This is a genomic window from Dietzia sp. NPDC055877 (assembly GCF_053615975.1).
Genome location: NZ_JBSHCV010000001.1, coordinates 87,224 through 104,507, shown reverse-complemented (window position 1 = coordinate 104,507; position 17,284 = coordinate 87,224). Strand labels below are relative to the sequence as shown.

Annotated in this window: 16 protein-coding genes; 10 read left to right on the top strand and 6 right to left on the bottom strand. The window is 69.7% G+C overall.

Features of this window, described 5'->3' with window-relative positions:
• Positions 1-133: 133 nt before the first annotated feature.
• Both ACWGLC_RS00510 and ACWGLC_RS00505 read right to left on the bottom strand, forming a co-directional pair.
• Positions 134-811, bottom strand: coding sequence for a TetR family transcriptional regulator (locus ACWGLC_RS00510; RefSeq protein ID WP_344996929.1), 678 nt, complete (start codon positions 809-811; stop codon positions 134-136).
• Positions 808-1,845 (bottom strand): AraC family transcriptional regulator, encoded by a 1,038-nt coding sequence (locus tag ACWGLC_RS00505; protein ID WP_452098080.1) that lies wholly within the window; start codon positions 1,843-1,845, stop codon positions 808-810. Before ACWGLC_RS00505 ends, ACWGLC_RS00510 begins: the two co-directional genes overlap by 4 nt.
• 90 nt (positions 1,846-1,935) lie before the next feature.
• On the opposite strand from ACWGLC_RS00505, the gene ACWGLC_RS00500 reads away from it, so the two are divergent.
• Positions 1,936-3,573 (top strand): flavin-containing monooxygenase, encoded by a 1,638-nt coding sequence (locus ACWGLC_RS00500; protein WP_452098079.1) that lies wholly within the window; start codon positions 1,936-1,938, stop codon positions 3,571-3,573.
• On the top strand, positions 3,570-4,397 hold the full coding sequence (locus tag ACWGLC_RS00495) for an SDR family NAD(P)-dependent oxidoreductase (protein WP_452098078.1): 828 nt from the start codon (positions 3,570-3,572) through the stop codon (positions 4,395-4,397). Before ACWGLC_RS00500 ends, ACWGLC_RS00495 begins: the two co-directional genes overlap by 4 nt.
• A gap of 105 nt (positions 4,398-4,502) precedes the next feature.
• Here ACWGLC_RS00495 and ACWGLC_RS00490 read toward each other — a convergent pair whose 3' ends face one another.
• A complete protein-coding gene (locus ACWGLC_RS00490; protein ID WP_452098077.1) occupies positions 4,503-5,246 on the bottom strand; it encodes a dienelactone hydrolase family protein in 744 nt (247 codons plus the stop codon).
• A 98-nt stretch (positions 5,247-5,344) separates the two neighbouring features.
• On the opposite strand from ACWGLC_RS00490, the gene ACWGLC_RS00485 reads away from it, so the two are divergent.
• Positions 5,345-5,806: an SRPBCC family protein gene (locus ACWGLC_RS00485; protein WP_230929292.1), complete on the top strand. Its 462-nt coding sequence runs from the start codon at positions 5,345-5,347 to the stop codon at positions 5,804-5,806.
• A 207-nt stretch (positions 5,807-6,013) separates the two neighbouring features.
• Here ACWGLC_RS00485 and ACWGLC_RS00480 read toward each other — a convergent pair whose 3' ends face one another.
• A complete protein-coding gene (locus ACWGLC_RS00480; RefSeq protein ID WP_452098076.1) occupies positions 6,014-6,223 on the bottom strand; it encodes a DUF2945 domain-containing protein in 210 nt (69 codons plus the stop codon).
• A gap of 238 nt (positions 6,224-6,461) precedes the next feature.
• On the opposite strand from ACWGLC_RS00480, the gene ACWGLC_RS00475 reads away from it, so the two are divergent.
• The 5 genes from ACWGLC_RS00475 (at position 6,462) to ACWGLC_RS00455 (ending at position 11,444) form a co-directional block, all read left to right on the top strand.
• The gene (locus ACWGLC_RS00475) at positions 6,462-6,803 is read left to right on the top strand and encodes a transglycosylase family protein (RefSeq protein WP_452098075.1); all 342 of its coding nucleotides are present in this window, start codon (positions 6,462-6,464) and stop codon (positions 6,801-6,803) included.
• Between the two features lie 172 nt (positions 6,804-6,975).
• Positions 6,976-8,343 carry an MFS transporter gene (locus tag ACWGLC_RS00470; protein ID WP_452098074.1) on the top strand — a complete coding sequence of 456 codons (1,368 nt, stop codon included), beginning with the start codon at positions 6,976-6,978 and terminating at the stop codon, positions 8,341-8,343.
• A 124-nt stretch (positions 8,344-8,467) separates the two neighbouring features.
• On the top strand, positions 8,468-8,959 hold the full coding sequence (locus tag ACWGLC_RS00465) for a glutathione peroxidase (protein WP_452098073.1): 492 nt from the start codon (positions 8,468-8,470) through the stop codon (positions 8,957-8,959).
• An 83-nt stretch (positions 8,960-9,042) separates the two neighbouring features.
• Positions 9,043-10,224 (top strand): alpha/beta hydrolase, encoded by a 1,182-nt coding sequence (locus ACWGLC_RS00460; RefSeq protein ID WP_452098072.1) that lies wholly within the window; start codon positions 9,043-9,045, stop codon positions 10,222-10,224.
• Positions 10,225-10,295: 71 nt separating this feature from the next.
• A complete protein-coding gene (locus ACWGLC_RS00455) occupies positions 10,296-11,444 on the top strand; it encodes an alpha/beta hydrolase (protein ID WP_452098071.1) in 1,149 nt (382 codons plus the stop codon).
• Between the two features lie 127 nt (positions 11,445-11,571).
• Here the strand turns inward: ACWGLC_RS00455 and ACWGLC_RS00450 are convergent, their stop codons facing one another.
• Both ACWGLC_RS00450 and ACWGLC_RS00445 read right to left on the bottom strand, forming a co-directional pair.
• On the bottom strand, positions 11,572-12,846 hold the full coding sequence (locus ACWGLC_RS00450; protein ID WP_452098070.1) for a pyridoxal phosphate-dependent aminotransferase: 1,275 nt from the start codon (positions 12,844-12,846) through the stop codon (positions 11,572-11,574).
• 310 nt (positions 12,847-13,156) lie between these two features.
• Positions 13,157-14,422 carry a TerC family protein gene (locus ACWGLC_RS00445; protein WP_452098069.1) on the bottom strand — a complete coding sequence of 422 codons (1,266 nt, stop codon included), beginning with the start codon at positions 14,420-14,422 and terminating at the stop codon, positions 13,157-13,159.
• A gap of 235 nt (positions 14,423-14,657) precedes the next feature.
• On the opposite strand from ACWGLC_RS00445, the gene ACWGLC_RS00440 reads away from it, so the two are divergent.
• Together ACWGLC_RS00440 and ACWGLC_RS00435 are read left to right on the top strand one after the other, a co-directional pair.
• Positions 14,658-16,112 (top strand): aminotransferase-like domain-containing protein, encoded by a 1,455-nt coding sequence (locus ACWGLC_RS00440; protein WP_452098068.1) that lies wholly within the window; start codon positions 14,658-14,660, stop codon positions 16,110-16,112.
• Between the two features lie 277 nt (positions 16,113-16,389).
• Positions 16,390-17,214: a mycofactocin-coupled SDR family oxidoreductase gene (locus tag ACWGLC_RS00435; RefSeq protein ID WP_452098067.1), complete on the top strand. Its 825-nt coding sequence runs from the start codon at positions 16,390-16,392 to the stop codon at positions 17,212-17,214.
• Positions 17,215-17,284 lie beyond the last annotated feature (70 nt).

Below are 17,284 nucleotides of genomic sequence, written 5' to 3'. Positions count from 1 at the left end.
ATCCTTCCGGTCACCGGCCGTTGCCGGGAGCGTGGGAGCCAGATGCGGATCGATACAGAGTGACATCCGCGATCTATTTGTAACTGACGCTAGACACGGAGGGGTGTTTCGTCAACCGCCCACGAAGATTTACTCAGGAATGTGCTGGTCTGGCCTCGCCGGCGAACGCCGACGGGCCGAGCAGCGGACCGAGATGGTTGCGGGCGAACGCCCGGGAGACCTCGGGGTCGTCCAGGTCGATGACCATGGACGGACTGAGGACGAACGAGATCACGAGCCGCACGGTCACCTCGGCCACGACCAGCAGTTCCTCGTAGCTTCGAGAGTCGGGGGCGTTACGGGAGACCTCGCCGGCCAGGAAGTGCGCGGCCGCGGTGATCAGCGGTGCCCCCTGGACCGTGAAATGCGGGACGGTCGCCTCCGCCTCGGTCTCCAGGAGCCGATTGAGCAGGTCGTGATCCCGCAGCGTCTCGACGGTGAAGGCGAACCCCTCGGTGAGCTTGTCCTCCACCGTGTCGTGGGCGTCGATCTCCTGCTGCAGATCGGACAGGAACCACGCCGACTCCCGCAGCAGCGTCGCCTCGACGAGTTCCTGCTTGTTGGCGAACCGCCGGTACAGGGTCATCCGCGCCAGGCCGGCCCGACGCGTGATGTCGTTCATCGTGGACCGGGCGATCCCCACGCTCTGGAACTGCGCCGTCGCCGCGTCGAGGATCTGCTCGCGGATCGGGTCGTCCGGCTCGGCCCCGTCCTCCAGTCCCCGCCCGGAGCGCAGCATGGCCAGGGGGTCGGACGCCGGGATCGAGCTCATGGTCTCCAGTCTCCCACCTCGACGGCAGGCGTGCCGCCGAGTCGTACCTGGCGAGCGGTCTTTCCCCACCAGCGGCGCGAGTACTGGCTGAACGTGGTCGCATCGCCCAGGTCGAGGGCGGAGGCGATCTGGTACAGCGGGATCTCCGTGGTGGTGAGCAGTCGCAGCGCCGTCTCGCGACGGACATCATCGCGGATCGCGGCGAAGGTCGTGCCCTCCTTGGCGAGCTCGCGCTGCAGCGTGCGCGGCGACACCGCCAACAGGCCGGCCACGTCCGCGAGCGAGGAGGTGCCGGTCTCCAACGACTGGTGCAGCACCGCGCGGGCGTGGTCGACGAAGCCGCGTCGGTCAGCGGGGACGTGCTGGTCGAGGTATCGGAGCGCCAACTGCTGCAGGGTCTGGTCGCCGCCGGGAATGGGCTGCCCGAGCAGCGCGGACGGCACGCGCAGCACCGCGCCCGGGGTCGACGCCGCCACTGGGGCGCCGAACAATTCCCGGTACTGCTGCTCCGCAGCGCCGAGTTCGTTCGGCAACTCCACCGACAGGAGTCCGTAGTCAGGCCCCAGCACGCTCTGCATCGCGCGGTGCAGGAAAAGGAGCACCAGGTCGACGGACTGCGGGGGGATCTCCTGGTCCACGTCGCGGTACCCGAAACGCACGCCCAGCACGTCGTCGTCGCCCATGGGATCGGGGATCACGGTGATCTCGATCGACCGCGAGTGGAAGAACAAGTACTTGGAGGTCATCTCGAGCGCCTGGGTGGTGCTGCGCGCGTTCTTCACGGCCACGGCGACCGGGCCCAGCATGTCCAGGTCCTGGAGCTGGGCAACCCGCAGGCCGAGGTCCGGGCAGTCGAGTTCGGCGGCGGCCGTTTCCAGCAGCAGGGCGATCGCCAGGTCCTCGACCAGGATCTCGTCGCTGTCCAGGGCGGCGGTCGGCAGGCCGCAGCGCCGGGCCAGGTCGTCGGGGTCCCCGCCCAGGTCGGTGACCACCTGTCGGACGCCGCGCAGGCCTGCCGATCGGATGAATGCCATGGGGTAACCCTGCGTCGGGTGGCGCGAATTCTCAACTTGTTGGCGCATTACGGAAGGTTTCTGACGCCAGGCGCGGCTACGGTACTCGGCATGAGTACTTCCACCGACAGTCGCCAGCGGCCGGGCGCGACGCCAGAGAACCCGCTGGACCTGCTGATCGTGGGCGCGGGGATCTCCGGGATCGATCTCGCGCACCACGTCAACCGCGCCTTCCCCCAGTGGGAATGGGAGATCCACGACGCCCATGACGATCTCGGCGGAACGTGGCACACCTTCCGCTACCCGGGCATTCGTTCCGACTCGGACATGGCAACCTTCGGCTTCCCGTTCCGGCCGTGGCCGCACGACTCCACGCTCGGCGGCGGCGCCGACATCAAGGAGTACATCCGCGACACCGCCCGTGAGGCCGGCGCGCTGGACCGGCTGCATCTGCGGTCGTGGGTCGCCGACTCCGACTGGAACAGCGCTCTACAGCTGTACCGCATCACGTGTCGTGTGGGCGGCGACGCCTCCACCGACCGCACCACCGCCGATGACGCCGCGACCACCACCGAGCGCATCATTTGGGCACGCCGGATCCACTACGGTGCCGGCTACTACTCGCACGCCGAGGGCTACCGCCCCGAATTCCCGGGCGAGGCCGACTTCCGCGGCGAGGTCATCCACCCGCAGCAGTGGCCCGAGAACATGGACTACGAGGGCCGCAAGATCGTCGTGATCGGCTCCGGCGCCACGGCGGTCACGCTGCTGCCGTCACTGGAGCAGCTGGGCGCCGAGGTGACGATGCTGCAACGTACCCCCAGCTACATCGGCCCGCTACCGGAGAAGGACACCATCAGCGCGGTGTGGAAGCGACTGTTGCCGGGCCCGCTGGCCTACAAGGTCGCGCGCTTCAACCACGGTGCGCGCGACATGTCGCAGTTCGTGGTGGCGCAGCGGGCGCCGTGGCTCTTCAAGCGGGCCCTGCGCGCGATGCAGCGGCGCTACATCTCCGCCGAGATGATCGACCAGCACTTCACACCGGACTACCGCCCGTGGGACCAGCGCGTGTGCAAGGCCCCCGACGGCGACATCTTCCGCTCGCTGCAGCGGGGTGCGCGCGTGGTGACCGGGCACATCGAGACGTTCACCCCGACCGGCATCCGGCTCGTCGGAGGCGAAGAGATCCCGGCCGACGTGATCGTCACCGCCACCGGCCTGCGGCTTCAGGCGTTCGGCGGCGGCACCCTGAGTATCGACGGTCGGCCCCTGGACATCTCCGCCCAGGCGACCTACCGCGGCATGATGCTCGCGGGCGTGCCAAACTTCAGCTTCACCGTCGGGTACATCAACTCGTCGTGGACCCTGCGCGCCGACATGGTGTCGCGCTACATGGTCAAACTGTGGAAGCGGGGCGACGCCGTGTACGCGCCGACCGTGCCGGAGGAGCCCGCCGACCGGCTGTTGCTCGATTTCGATGCCGGCTACATCAAGCGCGACGGCCATCTCTTCCCGAAGCAGGGCGACGCGCGGCCGTGGCGTTACGTGCAGAACTACCTGGTGGAGATCCCGGAGCTGGCGTTCGGCGACCAGCGCCGCGGGATGGCCTTCGGTGGGGACGTGGAGCTGTCCGGCGGGCGGCCGGCCCCGGAGAGCGCCGCCGCGAGCCCCGAGGTCGCGGGCCACGAGGCCGCAGACCTGGAGTACGACGACGAGAACGACGACGACAAGGTGGGCCTGACCCGATGAGCGGATTCCTTTCCCGACGTGGCCGCGCAGGGGCGTCGGCGGCCGAGGCCGGCTCGCGTCGTGTCCTCATCACCGGCGCGGCATCCGGGCTCGGACTGGCGCTGACGCGCGAGTTCCTGGCGCTCGGCGACGAGGTGATCCTCACGGACGTCCACGCCGAGGCGCCGGCCGAGGTGCGGTCGCTGACCGGACGCTGGACCTACCGCCGACTGGACGTGACCTCGGACGCGGACTGGGAGTCGGCGGCCGCGGTGATCGACCGACTGGATGTGCTGGTCAACAACGCCGGCATCGCGGTGGGCGGGCCGATCGACATCACGTCGATGGCCGCGTGGCACCGGATCGTCGAGATCAACCTGCTGGGCGTCGTGCGCGGCTGCCGCACCTTCGCCGGCCGGATCCCGGACGGGGGCCGGATCGTCATCACCGCCTCGGCGGCCGGCCTGGTGCACGCACCGCAGATGAGCGCCTACAACGCCACCAAGGCCGCAGCGGTCGCGCTGGGGGAGACCCTCGACGCGGAACTGCGGCACCGGGGCGTGTCGACGTCGGTGATCTGCCCGCAGTTCTTCCAGTCCGGGCTGGCGGATTCGCTGTCCGGGGAGGATGCGCAGTCGGACGAGATGGCGCGCAAGCTGCTCTCCAAGACGCACCTGACCTCGGAGATCATCGCCCGGCGGGCGATCCGGGGCATAGAGGCCCGGCGTGTAGTGATCACCCCGGACGCGTTCGCGACGTTCGCCTGGTATTCCAAGCGGTTCACACGGGTCCCGTTCCTGGCGAGCACCCGGCTGATCGGTCGCTTCACGGCTCGCCGCGGCTGAGGCTCGCCCGGGGCTGGCCCGCTGGAGTCGGCCAACCCCGGGTTAACCGGCCCCGGGTCTGACAGCCCCCGGTTCGACCGGCCCCGGGCGGGCAGCCTGCCGGGGTCAGCCCCGGGCGGGGCCGCCCAGCGTCCGCTGGAGGAGGTCCTCCAGCGTGCGGAACATCCGCTCGGCGCCTTCCTCCTGGTAGGAGGCGGTGTCCGACATGCTGAAGCCGTGCGGGGCGTCCGGATAGGTCTCGTTCACCGCGGTCAGCCCGGCGGCGTCGAGCGCCCGGCCAAGCTCGGCGATCGCCTCGGCGTCGTTGGCCGGGTCGGCGTCGGCATGCCCGAACGCGAACTCGGCCCGGCAGTGCGGCAGCAGGAGATGGGGGCTCGCCTCGGAGTCGTCGACGAGGGCCGCGCCGTGGAAGCCCGCGGCCGCCACCACATGCTCGGGTCGGAGTGCCGCCGCCCGCACCGCCAGCCGGGCACCCATGCAGTAGCCGGTCACGCCGACGGGCCCCGGGCGCGCGTGCTCGCCGAGGACGTCGAGCCAACGCGCGGTGTCGGGGTCGGACAGGTCCGGCGTATAGCCCTGCACGCGGGGCATGATCACCGGTCCGTACGCCTTCCGGTTCTCGGGGACGGTCAGGTCCATCGGCGGGAGCAGTTCCTCGCTGGTGCCGAGCCGGTAGAAGACGTTCGGGGCCAGGACGGTGTAGCCCCAGCCGGCGACCCGGTCGGCCATCTCCTCGATGCGCGGCCGCAGCCCGATGGCGTCGATGAAGAACAGCACACCCGGGCCGGACCCGGTCAGGTAGGCCTCGGCGGTTCCGTCGTCGGTTTTGATCTCGAGTGTGGTTCCCATACCCAGTGCCTACCCGGACTCGGCTGACCCGGCAAGCATTCGACCATCTCGGCCCCGGAGCGGATGCGCGCTCGGCCGTCAGCGTGCACGGTGGGGGCATGAGTGATTCCACCAACGTCATCGTCGAGCGAGTGATCGACCACTCGGCGGCCGAGATCTTCGAGTGCCTGTCCAACCCGGAGAACCACGCCCGGTTGGACGGCTCGGGAATGGTCCGCGGCGACTACAAGACCGACCGCATCCAGCAGGTGGGCGACGTGTTCACCATGGACATGTACGCCGAGGCCATGGGCGGCGAGTACCGGACCGACAACCACGTCACCGGGTTCGTCGACGACAAGCTGCTCGCGTGGAAGACCGCCCCTGCCGGCACCGAGCCCCCCGGCTGGGAGTGGGTCTGGGAGCTCACGCCCGAGGGGCCCGACTCGACCAGGGTCCGGCTCACCTACGACTGGTCCGCGGTCGACAAGAAGCTCCGGGAGAAGCTGTCGTTCCCGGTGGTGTCGGAGAAGCAGCTCGCCGACACCCTGGGCAACCTCGCGGCCGCCGTCGCCGGCTGACATCGATCTTTGTCGGCAACACGGCGGGATTCGCGCCGGGATCGCACTGTGGAGGGGTCGAGAATCGCCGTGATGTCGACAAAGTAACAGGCCGTCCATGCCGTGGAGCATCGCGGCCGCGAACCGCTCGGCCTCGCGGCGCCCTGTTGATCGGCCCGGAGCGGCAGACGGCGCTCTGCGAATCGCGGCGGATCCATCCTGGCGAGGTCACCGCACCTTTCGCAGGGCGCTCTCCTTGTGCATGGCGACGTGGTCGGTCTTGTCGCTGCTGATCTCGTACTGCGGCTCCTCCGGGCTGCAGCGCCGTGTCCGGCCCTTGAACTCCACGTCCTTGGTGTGGACCGCCCGGATCACGCCGCTGACCATCCCCGCCTCGGAGTTCCACTCGACATGGTCACCCTTCGCGAAAGCACTCATGGCGCCAGCCTGCCGTGATGTGGGCGATGTCACCACCGCTCGAATGCCCGGCGATCGCACCCGGCGATTCGGGGCCGTGACCTGCGGCGGGCCTCGTCGTCGTCCCCCCCCGCCGATTCCCTGATCCCCGGTTCGCACCGGCTCCGACCTTGCGCACCTCCCCGGCCGGGTACGTAGGGTCGGCGGCTGTCCGACGACCGATGCACGACACGCCAGACCCCTATGGAGGTCACGAAGAATGCAGAAGACCCTCGTCCGAACCCTCGCCGGCGCCTTCCTCGCGGGGGGCGTCGCCGCCGGTGCCGCAAGCCTCGCCACGCCGGCCGCCAACGCCGCCGGACCGGCCGCCTGGGAGCAGGTCGCCCAGTGCGAGTCCGGCGGCAACTGGCAGATCAACACCGGCAACGGCTACTACGGTGGCCTGCAGTTCGCCGCGCAGACCTGGACCGCGCACGGCGGCGGCGAGTACGCCGCCACCGCCGACCAGGCCACCAAGGAGCAGCAGATCTCGGTGGGTGAGCGGGTGCTCGCCAGCCAGGGCGCCGGCGCGTGGCCCAACTGCGGCGGGCCGCTCGGCTGACGAGACGGCCGACGGGCTGGCCCGTCCAGCCGACAGCTCCCGGAATCCGCTACCCGCGTTCCGGGTCCGCTACCTCCCCTGGAGGGCAGCGGACCCGGGCGGAGGGTGGCGGATTCTGCGGTTGTGGGGTTCCGGGCGGTGGTGTCGGAGTGGGCGGCTACTGTCCTGAGACGTGAGCGCCCCCGACCGTCTGTACACCCGCCTCGTCACGCGGGTCGATCCCGCCGAGACGGCGCTGCCCCGCGACGTGCAGCAGGACGTGCCGCGCAACGGGCTGCGGCTGGTCGCGGCCAACACGTTCCAGTCGTCGGGGGACCAGATGGTCAGCGCGTCGACCGTGCTGCCGTGGCTGTTCCACGTGATCGGCGTGCCGGCCGCGCTGGTGGGACTGCTGGTGCCGATCCGCGAGTCCGGGTCGATGCTGCCGCAGGCATTCCTCACGCCGCTGGTCGTGCGGGTGCGGCGGCGCAAGTGGGTGTTCGTCACCGGTGCGGGCGTACAGGCGGCGTCGGTGGCGGTGATGGCCGCGATCGCCGCGCTCGGTCACGGGACCGCCGCGGGCGTGGGGATCCTGGCGGCGCTCGTCATGTTCTCGCTGGGCCGCTGCCTGTGTTCGATCGCGTCCAAGGACGTCCAGGGGCGCACGATCCCGTCCGGTGAACGCGGGCAGATCATCGGGCTGGCCACCTCCGCCGCGGGGCTCGTGGCCGTCACGCTGGGTCTGGCGATCCGGCTGGTGGGCGGACACGACATCGACGCCGGGCAGATCGCGATCCTGCTGGCGGCGGGCGCGGTCATGTGGACCCTGTCCGCTGCGGTGTACGCGCAGATCAAGGAGCCCGCAGGGGAGGGGCGGTCGGAGAAGTCCGGCAAGGACGACTCCTCGGGCTCGGGCGGTGAGGGCGGTGAGGGCGCGTCCGGCTCGTGGTTCGCCGACGCCGCGCGCCTGTTCCGCGAGGATCCCACCTTCCGGAAGTTCATCTCCGTGCGCGGGCTGCTGCTGGTGTCGTCACTGAGCCCGCCGTTCATCGTGTCGATGTCGGTCGCCGCGGGCACCCACGCCCTGACCGGGCTGGGCGGGTTCATCCTCGCCTCGGGCGTGGCGTCGCTGATCGGCGGGCGGATCTTCGGCCGCATGGCCGACCGGTCCAGCCGGCTGCTGATGGCGCGTGCGGCGTCGGCGGCCTCGCTCGTGGCGATCGCGCTGGTCGTGGTGGTGCTCGCGGTCCCCGGCTTCGACGGCGGATCGGCCGCCGGCACGGCCGTGTTCGTGGGTTCCTACTTCCTGCTCACGCTGCTGCACTCCGGCGTTCGGGTCGGCCGCAAGACCTACGTCGTGGACGTCGCGGAAGGAGACACTCGGACCGCTTATGTCGCGGTGGGCAACACCAGCATGGGGATCATCCTGTTGCTGGTCGGCGGCATCAGCTCGGCACTCGCGTTGCTCGGCGTCCAGTGGGCACTGGTCTTCCTGGCGGTACTGGGCCTGATCGGCGCGGCCTCGGCGCTGACGATGCCGGACGTCTCCCGCGGCCGGTAGCGGGCAACGGCCCCACCAGGGCCGGTCGCCGGGGGACAATGGTGCGTGATCCGCGCGCGACCGAGCCGCGCGCGTCGGGGACCGACCAGAACGACGACGACAACGCGAACAACGAGGAGTCCTCATGGCCGACACCCCCACTCTCTCGGACTTCCGGGCCCGCCTGCTCGACGGCAGCGAGAAGGACCTCTCGGACTACGCGGGCCGGGTCGTGCTGGTGGTCAACACCGCGAGCAAGTGCGGATTCACCCCGCAGTACAAGGGCCTGCAGAAGCTCTACGAGGACTACCGCGAGGACGGGCTCGTGGTGCTCGGCTTCCCCTGCGACCAGTTCGCGCACCAGGAGCCGGGCGACGATGAGCAGATAGGGGAATTCTGCGAACGGAACTTCGGCGTGGAGTTCCCGATGTTCTCCAAGATCGACGTCAACGGCGCCGATGCCCACCCGCTGTACCGCTGGCTCAAATCGGAGAAGTCCGGGATGCTCGGCGGGCGCATCACGTGGAACTTCACCAAGTTCCTCATCGGTCGCGACGGTCGGGTGGTGGGCCGCTTCGGCCCTAACCGGAAGCCGCAGGACCTCGGCGGAGCGGTTGAGGGGGCCCTGCGCGGGTGATCGTGCGAGGGGTCTGGTAACGCGTCGGGACTCAGGATCGATTAAGCTTTCCGAGCACATCCTCCCCTCGAATCTGGAGCCTCATGTCCCTCGGACTCCGTCGCCTCGCGGTCGCCACCGCCGGCGCCCTCACCCTCGCCCTCACCGTCGGGTCGATCACGCCCGCCTACGCCCAACTCGACGGCATCGACACCTCCTCGCTCGGACTCGAAGAAGTTGAGCTGATCGGCTCAGTCGCCGGTTCCCTGCCGCTCGGGTCCGCCCTCGGCTCGCTGGGCGCCCTCGGATCCTCCGACTTCCCGCTCGACGGCGCCGGGTCGCTGCAGGAGCTCAAGAAGCCGCCCCGCCCGCGCCAGGACACGATCACCGAGTCGAAGTTCGTCAGGATCGACAAAACCGTCGGCGAGTACGAGTACTGGCTGGTCACCTCCGCGGCGATGCAGCGAGAGGTGATCGTCGAGGTCGTTCCCTCGCAGGTCACCGACCGGGGTCCGGCGCCGGTGCTGTACATGCTCGACGGCGTCGACTCGCCGGAGGGCAACTCCGGCTACCGACACCAGGTGCACATCGACCAGATGATGCAGAACGAGAACGTCCACATCGTGGCGCCCACCGGCGCGTACTCGGCGTACTGGGCGGACTGGAACGCCGAGGACTCGACTCTGGGCTACAACAAGTGGGAGACGTTCCTCACCAAGGAGCTGCCCGGCATCGTCGAATCGCAGCTCGCGGAGCGCGGGACGCCGACCAACGGCAGCAACGCCGTCGGTGGCGTATCGATGGGCGGTCAGGCGGCGATGCACCTCGCGGCCACGCACCCCGAGCTCTACCAGGGCGTCATGTCCATCTCCGGCTACTACTCGACCATGGACGAGCTGGGCTACCAGTCGATCCGCGGCGCCATCGAGGGCCGGGGTGGCGAGCTCGAGAACATGTGGGGCCCGCGCGGCAGCGACCGCTGGAAGGACCACGACACGATCTCGCACGTGCAGGGCCTCGAGAACACCGCCGTCTACTTCTCCGCCGGCAGCCCCAGGGTCGGGCAGACAGATATCGAGGAGTACGGGGACGACTACCTCAAGATGACCCTGGGCCTCCTGCTGGAGTCGGGCGTGCGGTCCGGAACCGAGGAGTTCGAGCGGGTACTCGATCGCGAGGGCATCAAGCATCTCGCCGACTACGCCGACACAGGCTTCCACAACTGGCATACCTTTGTGCCGAAGATCAAGCCCGGCTGGGACTACATCAAGTCGGCGCTGTACTGAGCCGCCGGCTCTTTCTGCACCACCTTTTCTCGTCGTCACCGGGCGGCGACACGATCCGCCATCGGAGACACATGAATCCCGCACTGCGCCGCCTCGCGGCCACCACCGCCGGCGCTCTCGCCACCGCCCTGACCATCGGCTCGGCCGGCCCCGCCGCGGCCCAGGACATCGACGTGTCCAGCCTCGGTGAGGGAGGAGTGGAGACGGCGCTCGAGGTGATCGGCTCGCTGCCGGTCGGATCGACCGCCGGGGTCATCGGCTCGGTCGGCTCGGCGGACTTCCCGCTGGGCACGGGCTCGCAAACTCCTCTGTACGGCGATCCCCGCCCGCACAAGGACGTCGCAGCGCCAGGCTTCGTCAGCAAGACGAAGGTCGGGGACTACGAATACTGGGTCGTCGACTCCTTCGCGATGCAGCGGGAGGTCCTCGTCGAGGTGATGCCGTCCAAGGGGGAGGGGCCCGCGCCGGTGCTCTATCTGCTCGACGGTGTCGACTCCCCGGAGAAGCCCTCCGGATGGCGGTCCATGGCCAAGACCGACACGCGGCCGCTCGCGAACGACAACGTCCACGTCGTGGCCCCCACCGGGGCGTACGCCTCGTACTGGACGGATTGGAAGAGCGACGATCCGCTCCTCGGAAACTACAAGTGGGAGACGTTCCTCACCGAGGAGCTGCCCGGGATCGTCGAGTCGCAGCTGCAGGTGACCGACAAGGCTGCGGTCGGCGGCATCTCGATGGGAGGCCAGGCGGCGATGCACCTCGCCGCGACATACGACATGTACGACGCCGTGATGTCGTTCAGCGGCAACTACTCCACCATGGACCCGCTCGGCTACCAGACGTTGCGCATGACCGTCGAGACGCGCGGCGCCGACGTCCAGAACATGTGGGGCCCGCACGGCAGTGACCAGTGGCGGGAGAACGACACGATCTCCCATGTGGGCGGCCTGGATGGCAAGAGCGTGTTCTTCTCGGCAGGGAGCGGAGTCATCGGGCCCGACGACCTCGCGGCGTACAAGGGGGACGTGCAGTCGCTGGCCGTGGGCGTGGTTCTCGAGCGCGGAGTTCTCGAGGGCACCACGGCGTTCGAGCGGGCACTCAACCAGGCCGGTGTCGAGCACGAGGTCGTCTACACACCGACCGGCGCCCACAACTGGGTCAACTTCATGAAGAACTTCGACGCCGGGTGGGACTACATCAAGCCCGCGCTCCAGGGCTGATCAGGCGGGATACGCGAAGTCACCGGCTCGCGCCCATCGCCCAGAGGGTTCCGCACACGTCTACTCGCGAGATGTGTGCGGAACCCTCTGGACGATGAGACGGCGCGTCTTGCGGGGCGGGCCGGGTTCAGGCCGCGACGCGGAGCCTGCGGCGGGCGAGGTAGTCGCCGATCGAGGCGATCGCCCGCTCCAGAACGCCTGCCTCCGGCAGGCAGACGATCCGGAAATGATCCGGCTCGGGCCAGTTGAACCCCGTCCCGTGCGTGACGAGAACATGCTCCGAGCGCAGTAGATCGAGGACGAACTCCTCGTCGTCGTCGATCCCGTACATCTCGCGGTCGATCCGAGGGAAGCAGTACAGAGCTCCGCGCGGCGGTACGCAGCTCACCCCGGGGATCGCATTCAGGGCGTCCGACGCCATCGCCAGCTGCGACTCCAGGCGGCCGCCCGGATCGACGACGTCCGCCGGGAGCGCGGATCCGGGCGTCCCCGCGGCGAGCGCCACCGGGATCGCGTACTGGCCGGGCACGTTGGGGCAGACCCGCATGTTCGACAGCAGCGTGATGCCCTCGAGCAGGTCCGCGGCGTGGTCGAGCGGCCCGGTCGCGGCGACCCAGCCGGCCCGATAGCCGCACACCCGGTACGCCTTGGACAGGCCGCCGAAGGTCAGACACAACACGTCACTGCCGGCCGCGAGCGCCGCGTGGTGATGCACGGCCTCGCCGAAGACCAGCTCTTCGTAGATCTCGTCGCTGAGTAGGACGAGTCCGTGGCGGCGAGCGATGTCGGCCATCCCGCGGACCGTCTCCTCGCTGTAGACCGCGCCCGTCGGGTTGTTGGGATTGATCAGGACGAGGGCCTTCGTGCGCGGGGTGACCTTGGACTCGATGTCCTCCAGCGACGGGTTCCAGCCGTTCGCCTCATCGGCCAGGTAGTGCATGGGCACGCCGCCGGTGAGGTTCACGGCGCCGGTCCACGTGGGGTAGTCGGGTGCCGGGACCAGGATCTCGTCGCCCGGGTTCACCAGGGCCTGCAGGACGAGGGTGATGAGCTCGCTGACGCCGTTGCCCAGGAACACGTCCTCGGCCGAGATCTGGTCGATCCCGCAGCGGCGGTAGTGCTCGGCGACCGCCTCGCGCGCGACCGGGATTCCGCGCGAATCCGAGTAGGCCTGGCCGTCGCCGAGGTCGCGGGCCACGGCCTCGACGATCTCGGGGCGTGCGTCGAGGCCGAACGGGCGCATGTTGCCCAGGTTCAGGCGCAGGATGTCGTGGCCCTCGGCCTCGAGTCGCATGGCCTCGGTGAGGATGGGGCCGCGCACGTCGTAACGGACGTCGCGGAGGCGTGCGGACTGGCGGTACGTGGGCGCCGGGCGGTTGTAGGCGGTCGCGGAGTTCTGCATGAGGCCATTCCATCCGCTAAGTGGCTAGGCTGGGAAGGTCCACTTCGGGCCAAATGGTGAGACCACTTTGGCGAAGGTTCGGGGCGGCCGATACGGGGATTGCTGACGGCCGGTGGTCCGGTGTCGGCGCTGCCCGAACTTTGGTGGCGTCACTGCTATCTTTCCGGGCTGGGTTCGCAGTGATGCCGACGAGTTTCGCACTCATGTCGACAAGGTCTGGCGGGGCCGGGTTCAGTGCCGGCCGCCCCGGCCCGGGCCAGCGGGGCCCGGGCACGCCGCCCCAGGCCCCGGGCCCCAGGCCCCGGCGCCGTCAGACCGTGGGGCCGCGCTGCTTGACGATCTTCTCGGACTCGCCGGCCTCGCGACCCGCGGCCCGCGCGGAGGCCAACCGGGTCTCGTGCGCGGTGCGGATGATGTCGGAGTACTTGTCCTTGTGTTCGAGCAGTTCCTCGCGGTACCTCGGCGCCACGGACTCGGCCTTGCGGGTCCAGTCGTCCATGAGCTGCTCGGCCTGCACGCGGTCGGCGTCGGAGACGTCGGTGTCCTCGGCGAGCCTGGAGTAGCGGAACGCGTAGCGCTCGGCGTTCTGCAGCGCACGCAGTGCCTTGCCCTTGGGGCTGAGCAGCGAGACCGCCACGGTGATCGCCAGGATGATCACGATCACCAGCAGCGAGAGGTTGGTGGGGATCTCCACGACGGAGACGTTCTCGCCCTCGTTGATGAACGGCAGGTTGTTCTCGTGCAGTGCGTGCAGGATCAGCTTGACGCCGATGAACCCGAGGATCGCGGACAGCCCGTAGGACAGGTACACGAGCCGGTCGAGCAGGCCGTCGATGAGGAAGTACAGCTGCCGCAGACCCATCAGCGAGAACGCGGTGGCGGTGAAGACGATGTACGGCTCCTGCGTCAGACCGAAGATCGCGGGGATCGAGTCGAACGCGAACAGGATGTCGGTGGCACCGATCGCCACCATGACCAGCAGCATCGGCGTGAGCAGCCGCTTGCCGTTCTCGCGGGTGAACAGCTTGTCGCCGTCGTAGTGCTCGGAGGCCGGCAGGAACCGCTTGGCCAGCCGGACCATGACGTTGTCGGCCTCGTCCTTGCCGTCCTTGTCCCCGGTGAGCTCGCCTCGGAGCTGCTGGCCGGCGATGAGCAGGAGCGCGATGCCGAACAGGTAGAACACGTCCGACCAGGCCTCGATGATCGCGGCGCCGAGGAGGATGAACACCGTGCGCGAGATCAGCGCGAACGTGATGCCGAACAGCAGCACCTTCTGCTGGAACTCACGCGGCACCTTGAACGACGCCATGATCACCAGGAACACGAAGAGGTTGTCGACGCTCAACGCCTTCTCGGTGATGTAGCCGGCGTAGTACTCGACGGCGTGCGCGGTGTCGCCCACGGCGAAGAACATGAGGCCGAACAACAGGGCCAGACCCACGTAGATCGCGGACCAGACCGCGGCCTCGCGGATGGTCGGCAGGTGTGCCTTGCGCACGTGGAAGAAATAGTCGAAGGCCAGCAGGCCCACGATCACCGCGATCGTGATGCCCCAGAGCAGCGGAGTGATCTCCATGGACGGAGAGGGTCCTTTCGTGAGAGACGGCGTGGGACGACAAAGCCCCGTGAGTCTCTCCGCTCACCCGGGCCTTGACCGTTGGTGTGAGCCGCTGTGCCCGGCCGACCCGATCCTCGGGCCCGCGTGCTGACGTCCACAGCGTGATGGATACTCCCCCACTGCCGGTGAATCCTACACGCTGGCGGGCGACTTCTCCGGCCTCGTGACCGCGGTCGCCGCCTACGCTTGGTCCATGTCCCGCACCTCCCGCCCCGGCGCCCTGGTCCTGGGGCAGGTGTCGGGAGCCGCGGATCTGGTGGACGCGATCATCGAGCGCATCGCGGACGGCGCCCTGGCCGACGGCGACCGCCTGCCGTCCACACGCGCGCTGGCCGAGCAGACGGGCCTGTCCCGGGGGACGGTCGTGCGCGCGTTCGACGAACTCTCCGCCGCCGGCTTCGTGGCCTCCGAACACGGCTCCGGCACCCGCGTCAGCCGGGGCGCCGCGCAGGCCGCCCGCGCGGGTGCCCGGACCCGGCGGAGTGACGGTTCTGCGGCTGAGGCCTCGTCGTCGTCGCCCCTACCCGAGCCCCGTACGGGGCGATCGCCGCGCGACCTGCGTCCCGGGATCCCGGACGCCGCGCTGGTGGAGGAGCGCGCGTGGCGGTCGGCGGTGCGGGCGGCCGCGGCGCAGGGGCTCGCGGGGGTCAACCCGTGGGAGGAGCCGAGTCCGACGGTGCGCGCGGCGTTGGCGGGGCACCTGCGGCGGCATCGCGGGATCGCCGGCGCGGACCCGCTGTTGTTCGACTCGTCGCGCTCGGCGATCGCCGCCCTGTGCGCCGCGTTCGTCGCCCGGGGCGAGGGTGCCGGCCGGCCGGGCCCCGACGTGATCCCGTTCCACATGGAGGATCCCGGCTACCGCGGCGCGCTGCTCATGGCACGCGAGCAGGGTCTGGACGTGCACTTCCACCCCGTCGACCCGGACGGCCTCGACGCCGGGCGCCTGGGCGAGGCGCCCGCGATCGTGTTCACCACGCCCGCACACCAGTACCCGCTCGGCCACCGCATGAGCGTCGAGCGGCGGGTCGCGCTGGTGGAGTGGGCGCGGCGGACGGGCTCGCTGGTGATCGAGGACGACTACGACGGCGAGTTCCGCTACGGCGTCGCCCCGCTGCCCGCGCTCGCGACGCTGCCGGGCGCCGAGAAGTGCGTGGCGTACGTGGGTACGTCGTCCAAGTCCGTGGCCCCTGACCTACGCGTCGCCTGGTGTCTGCCGCCGGCCGGGCTGCGGCGCGAGGTCGAGCGGTGGCTGGCGGTGCACCGGCGCGGGCCGTCGTCGCTGCCCGCGGACGCGCTGGGTGGGTTCATGGCCTCGGGCGCGATGGATCGGCACCTGGCGCGGGCGGCGCGGGTGTACAGCGATCGGCGCACGCGCCTGGTGGCGGCGCTGGCGCGCGAGTGCCCGACCGTTGACGTGACAGGTGTAGAGGCGGGGCTCCACCTGTGTGTGATGTTGCCTGGGTATGACGACGACGACGTTGTGCGCGCACTCGAGCGGGCCGGGTGGCAGACGCGCTCGCTGAGTAGCCAGTCCGCACAGCATCCGGTGACGGGGCTGGTATTGAGCTATTCGCGGCTGGTCGCGCGCGATGCGGACGCGTTCGCTGTGGCGCTGCGCGAGGTGCTGGACGAGGCGGATTCGGGCTGATCCGCATCGGCGGGCTCTTTCCATCGCCGCGTCGCCGCTGCCCACCGCTGCATCGCCGCTCCTTTCCCCGGTTGCACGACATGCCCTCGCGACTGCAAGACACTCGGTGCGATTCTGACCCCGTTCGTCGCACCTGTGGTCTTGCAAACTGGGAGCAATGTCTTGCAACCGAGGGACGCGGGCGCGCTTGGGTGCTTAGATTCTGACAGTAGTCAGGTCGCCGCACGGCGGCCCGGCAGGTCGTCGTTCGGGCATTGTGAGCAGGAGCGTGGAGCACATGGAACAGCAGTCACTCGCGGGCAAGGTCGCCTTCATCACCGGCGCGGCCCGGGGCCAGGGGCGCAGTCACGCGGTGGAGCTGGCGCGGCGTGGGGCCCGCATCCTCGCCCTCGACATCTGCGAGGACATTGCGTCGGTGCCGTACGCCCTGGCCGCGCAGTCGGATCTGGATCAGACCGTCGCCGAGGTGGAGGCGGTCGGGGGTGAGATCGTGGCGGTGAAGGGCGATGTGCGCGAGACCGCCGACGTCGCCGCGGCCGTGGACCGGTGTGTCGAGGCGTTCGGTGTGCCGGACATCGTCGTGGCCAACGCGGGCATCAACCTCCAGCGCGGGCAGGAGCCGGATGCGCAGGTCGCGTTCATCGACACGATCATGGTCAACCTGGTCGGCGTGTGGAACACCGTCCACGCGATCGCGCCGCTCATGGTCGAGCGTGATCAGGGCGGATCGATCGTGCTCATCTCGTCGACGAACGGCCTGACCGGCCGCGGCGGCGACGGCAGCGGCGCCGCGACCGGGTACACCGCCAGCAAGCACGGCGTGGTGGGCATCATGCGCAGTCTCATGATCTGGCTGGCGCCGCACGGCATCCGCATCAACACAATCCACCCGGCCGGCGTGCCCACCGCGATGGTGTCGCACGCGGAGATGCAGGCCTGGTTCGCCGGCAATCCGGCCGGGCACACGATGGGCAACGCGTTGCCGGTGCCGATGCTCGATCCCATCGACATCTCGCGCGCGGTGCTCTACCTGGTGGAGGAGTCGGGTCGGCACATCACCGGGATCACGCTCCCCGTGGACGCCGGGTTCACCGGCAAGTAGCGCGAGTAGCCTCTGCGGCGCCTGCCGCCTGCCGCCTGCCGCCTGCCGCCTGCCACCGGCCGCCTCGCCG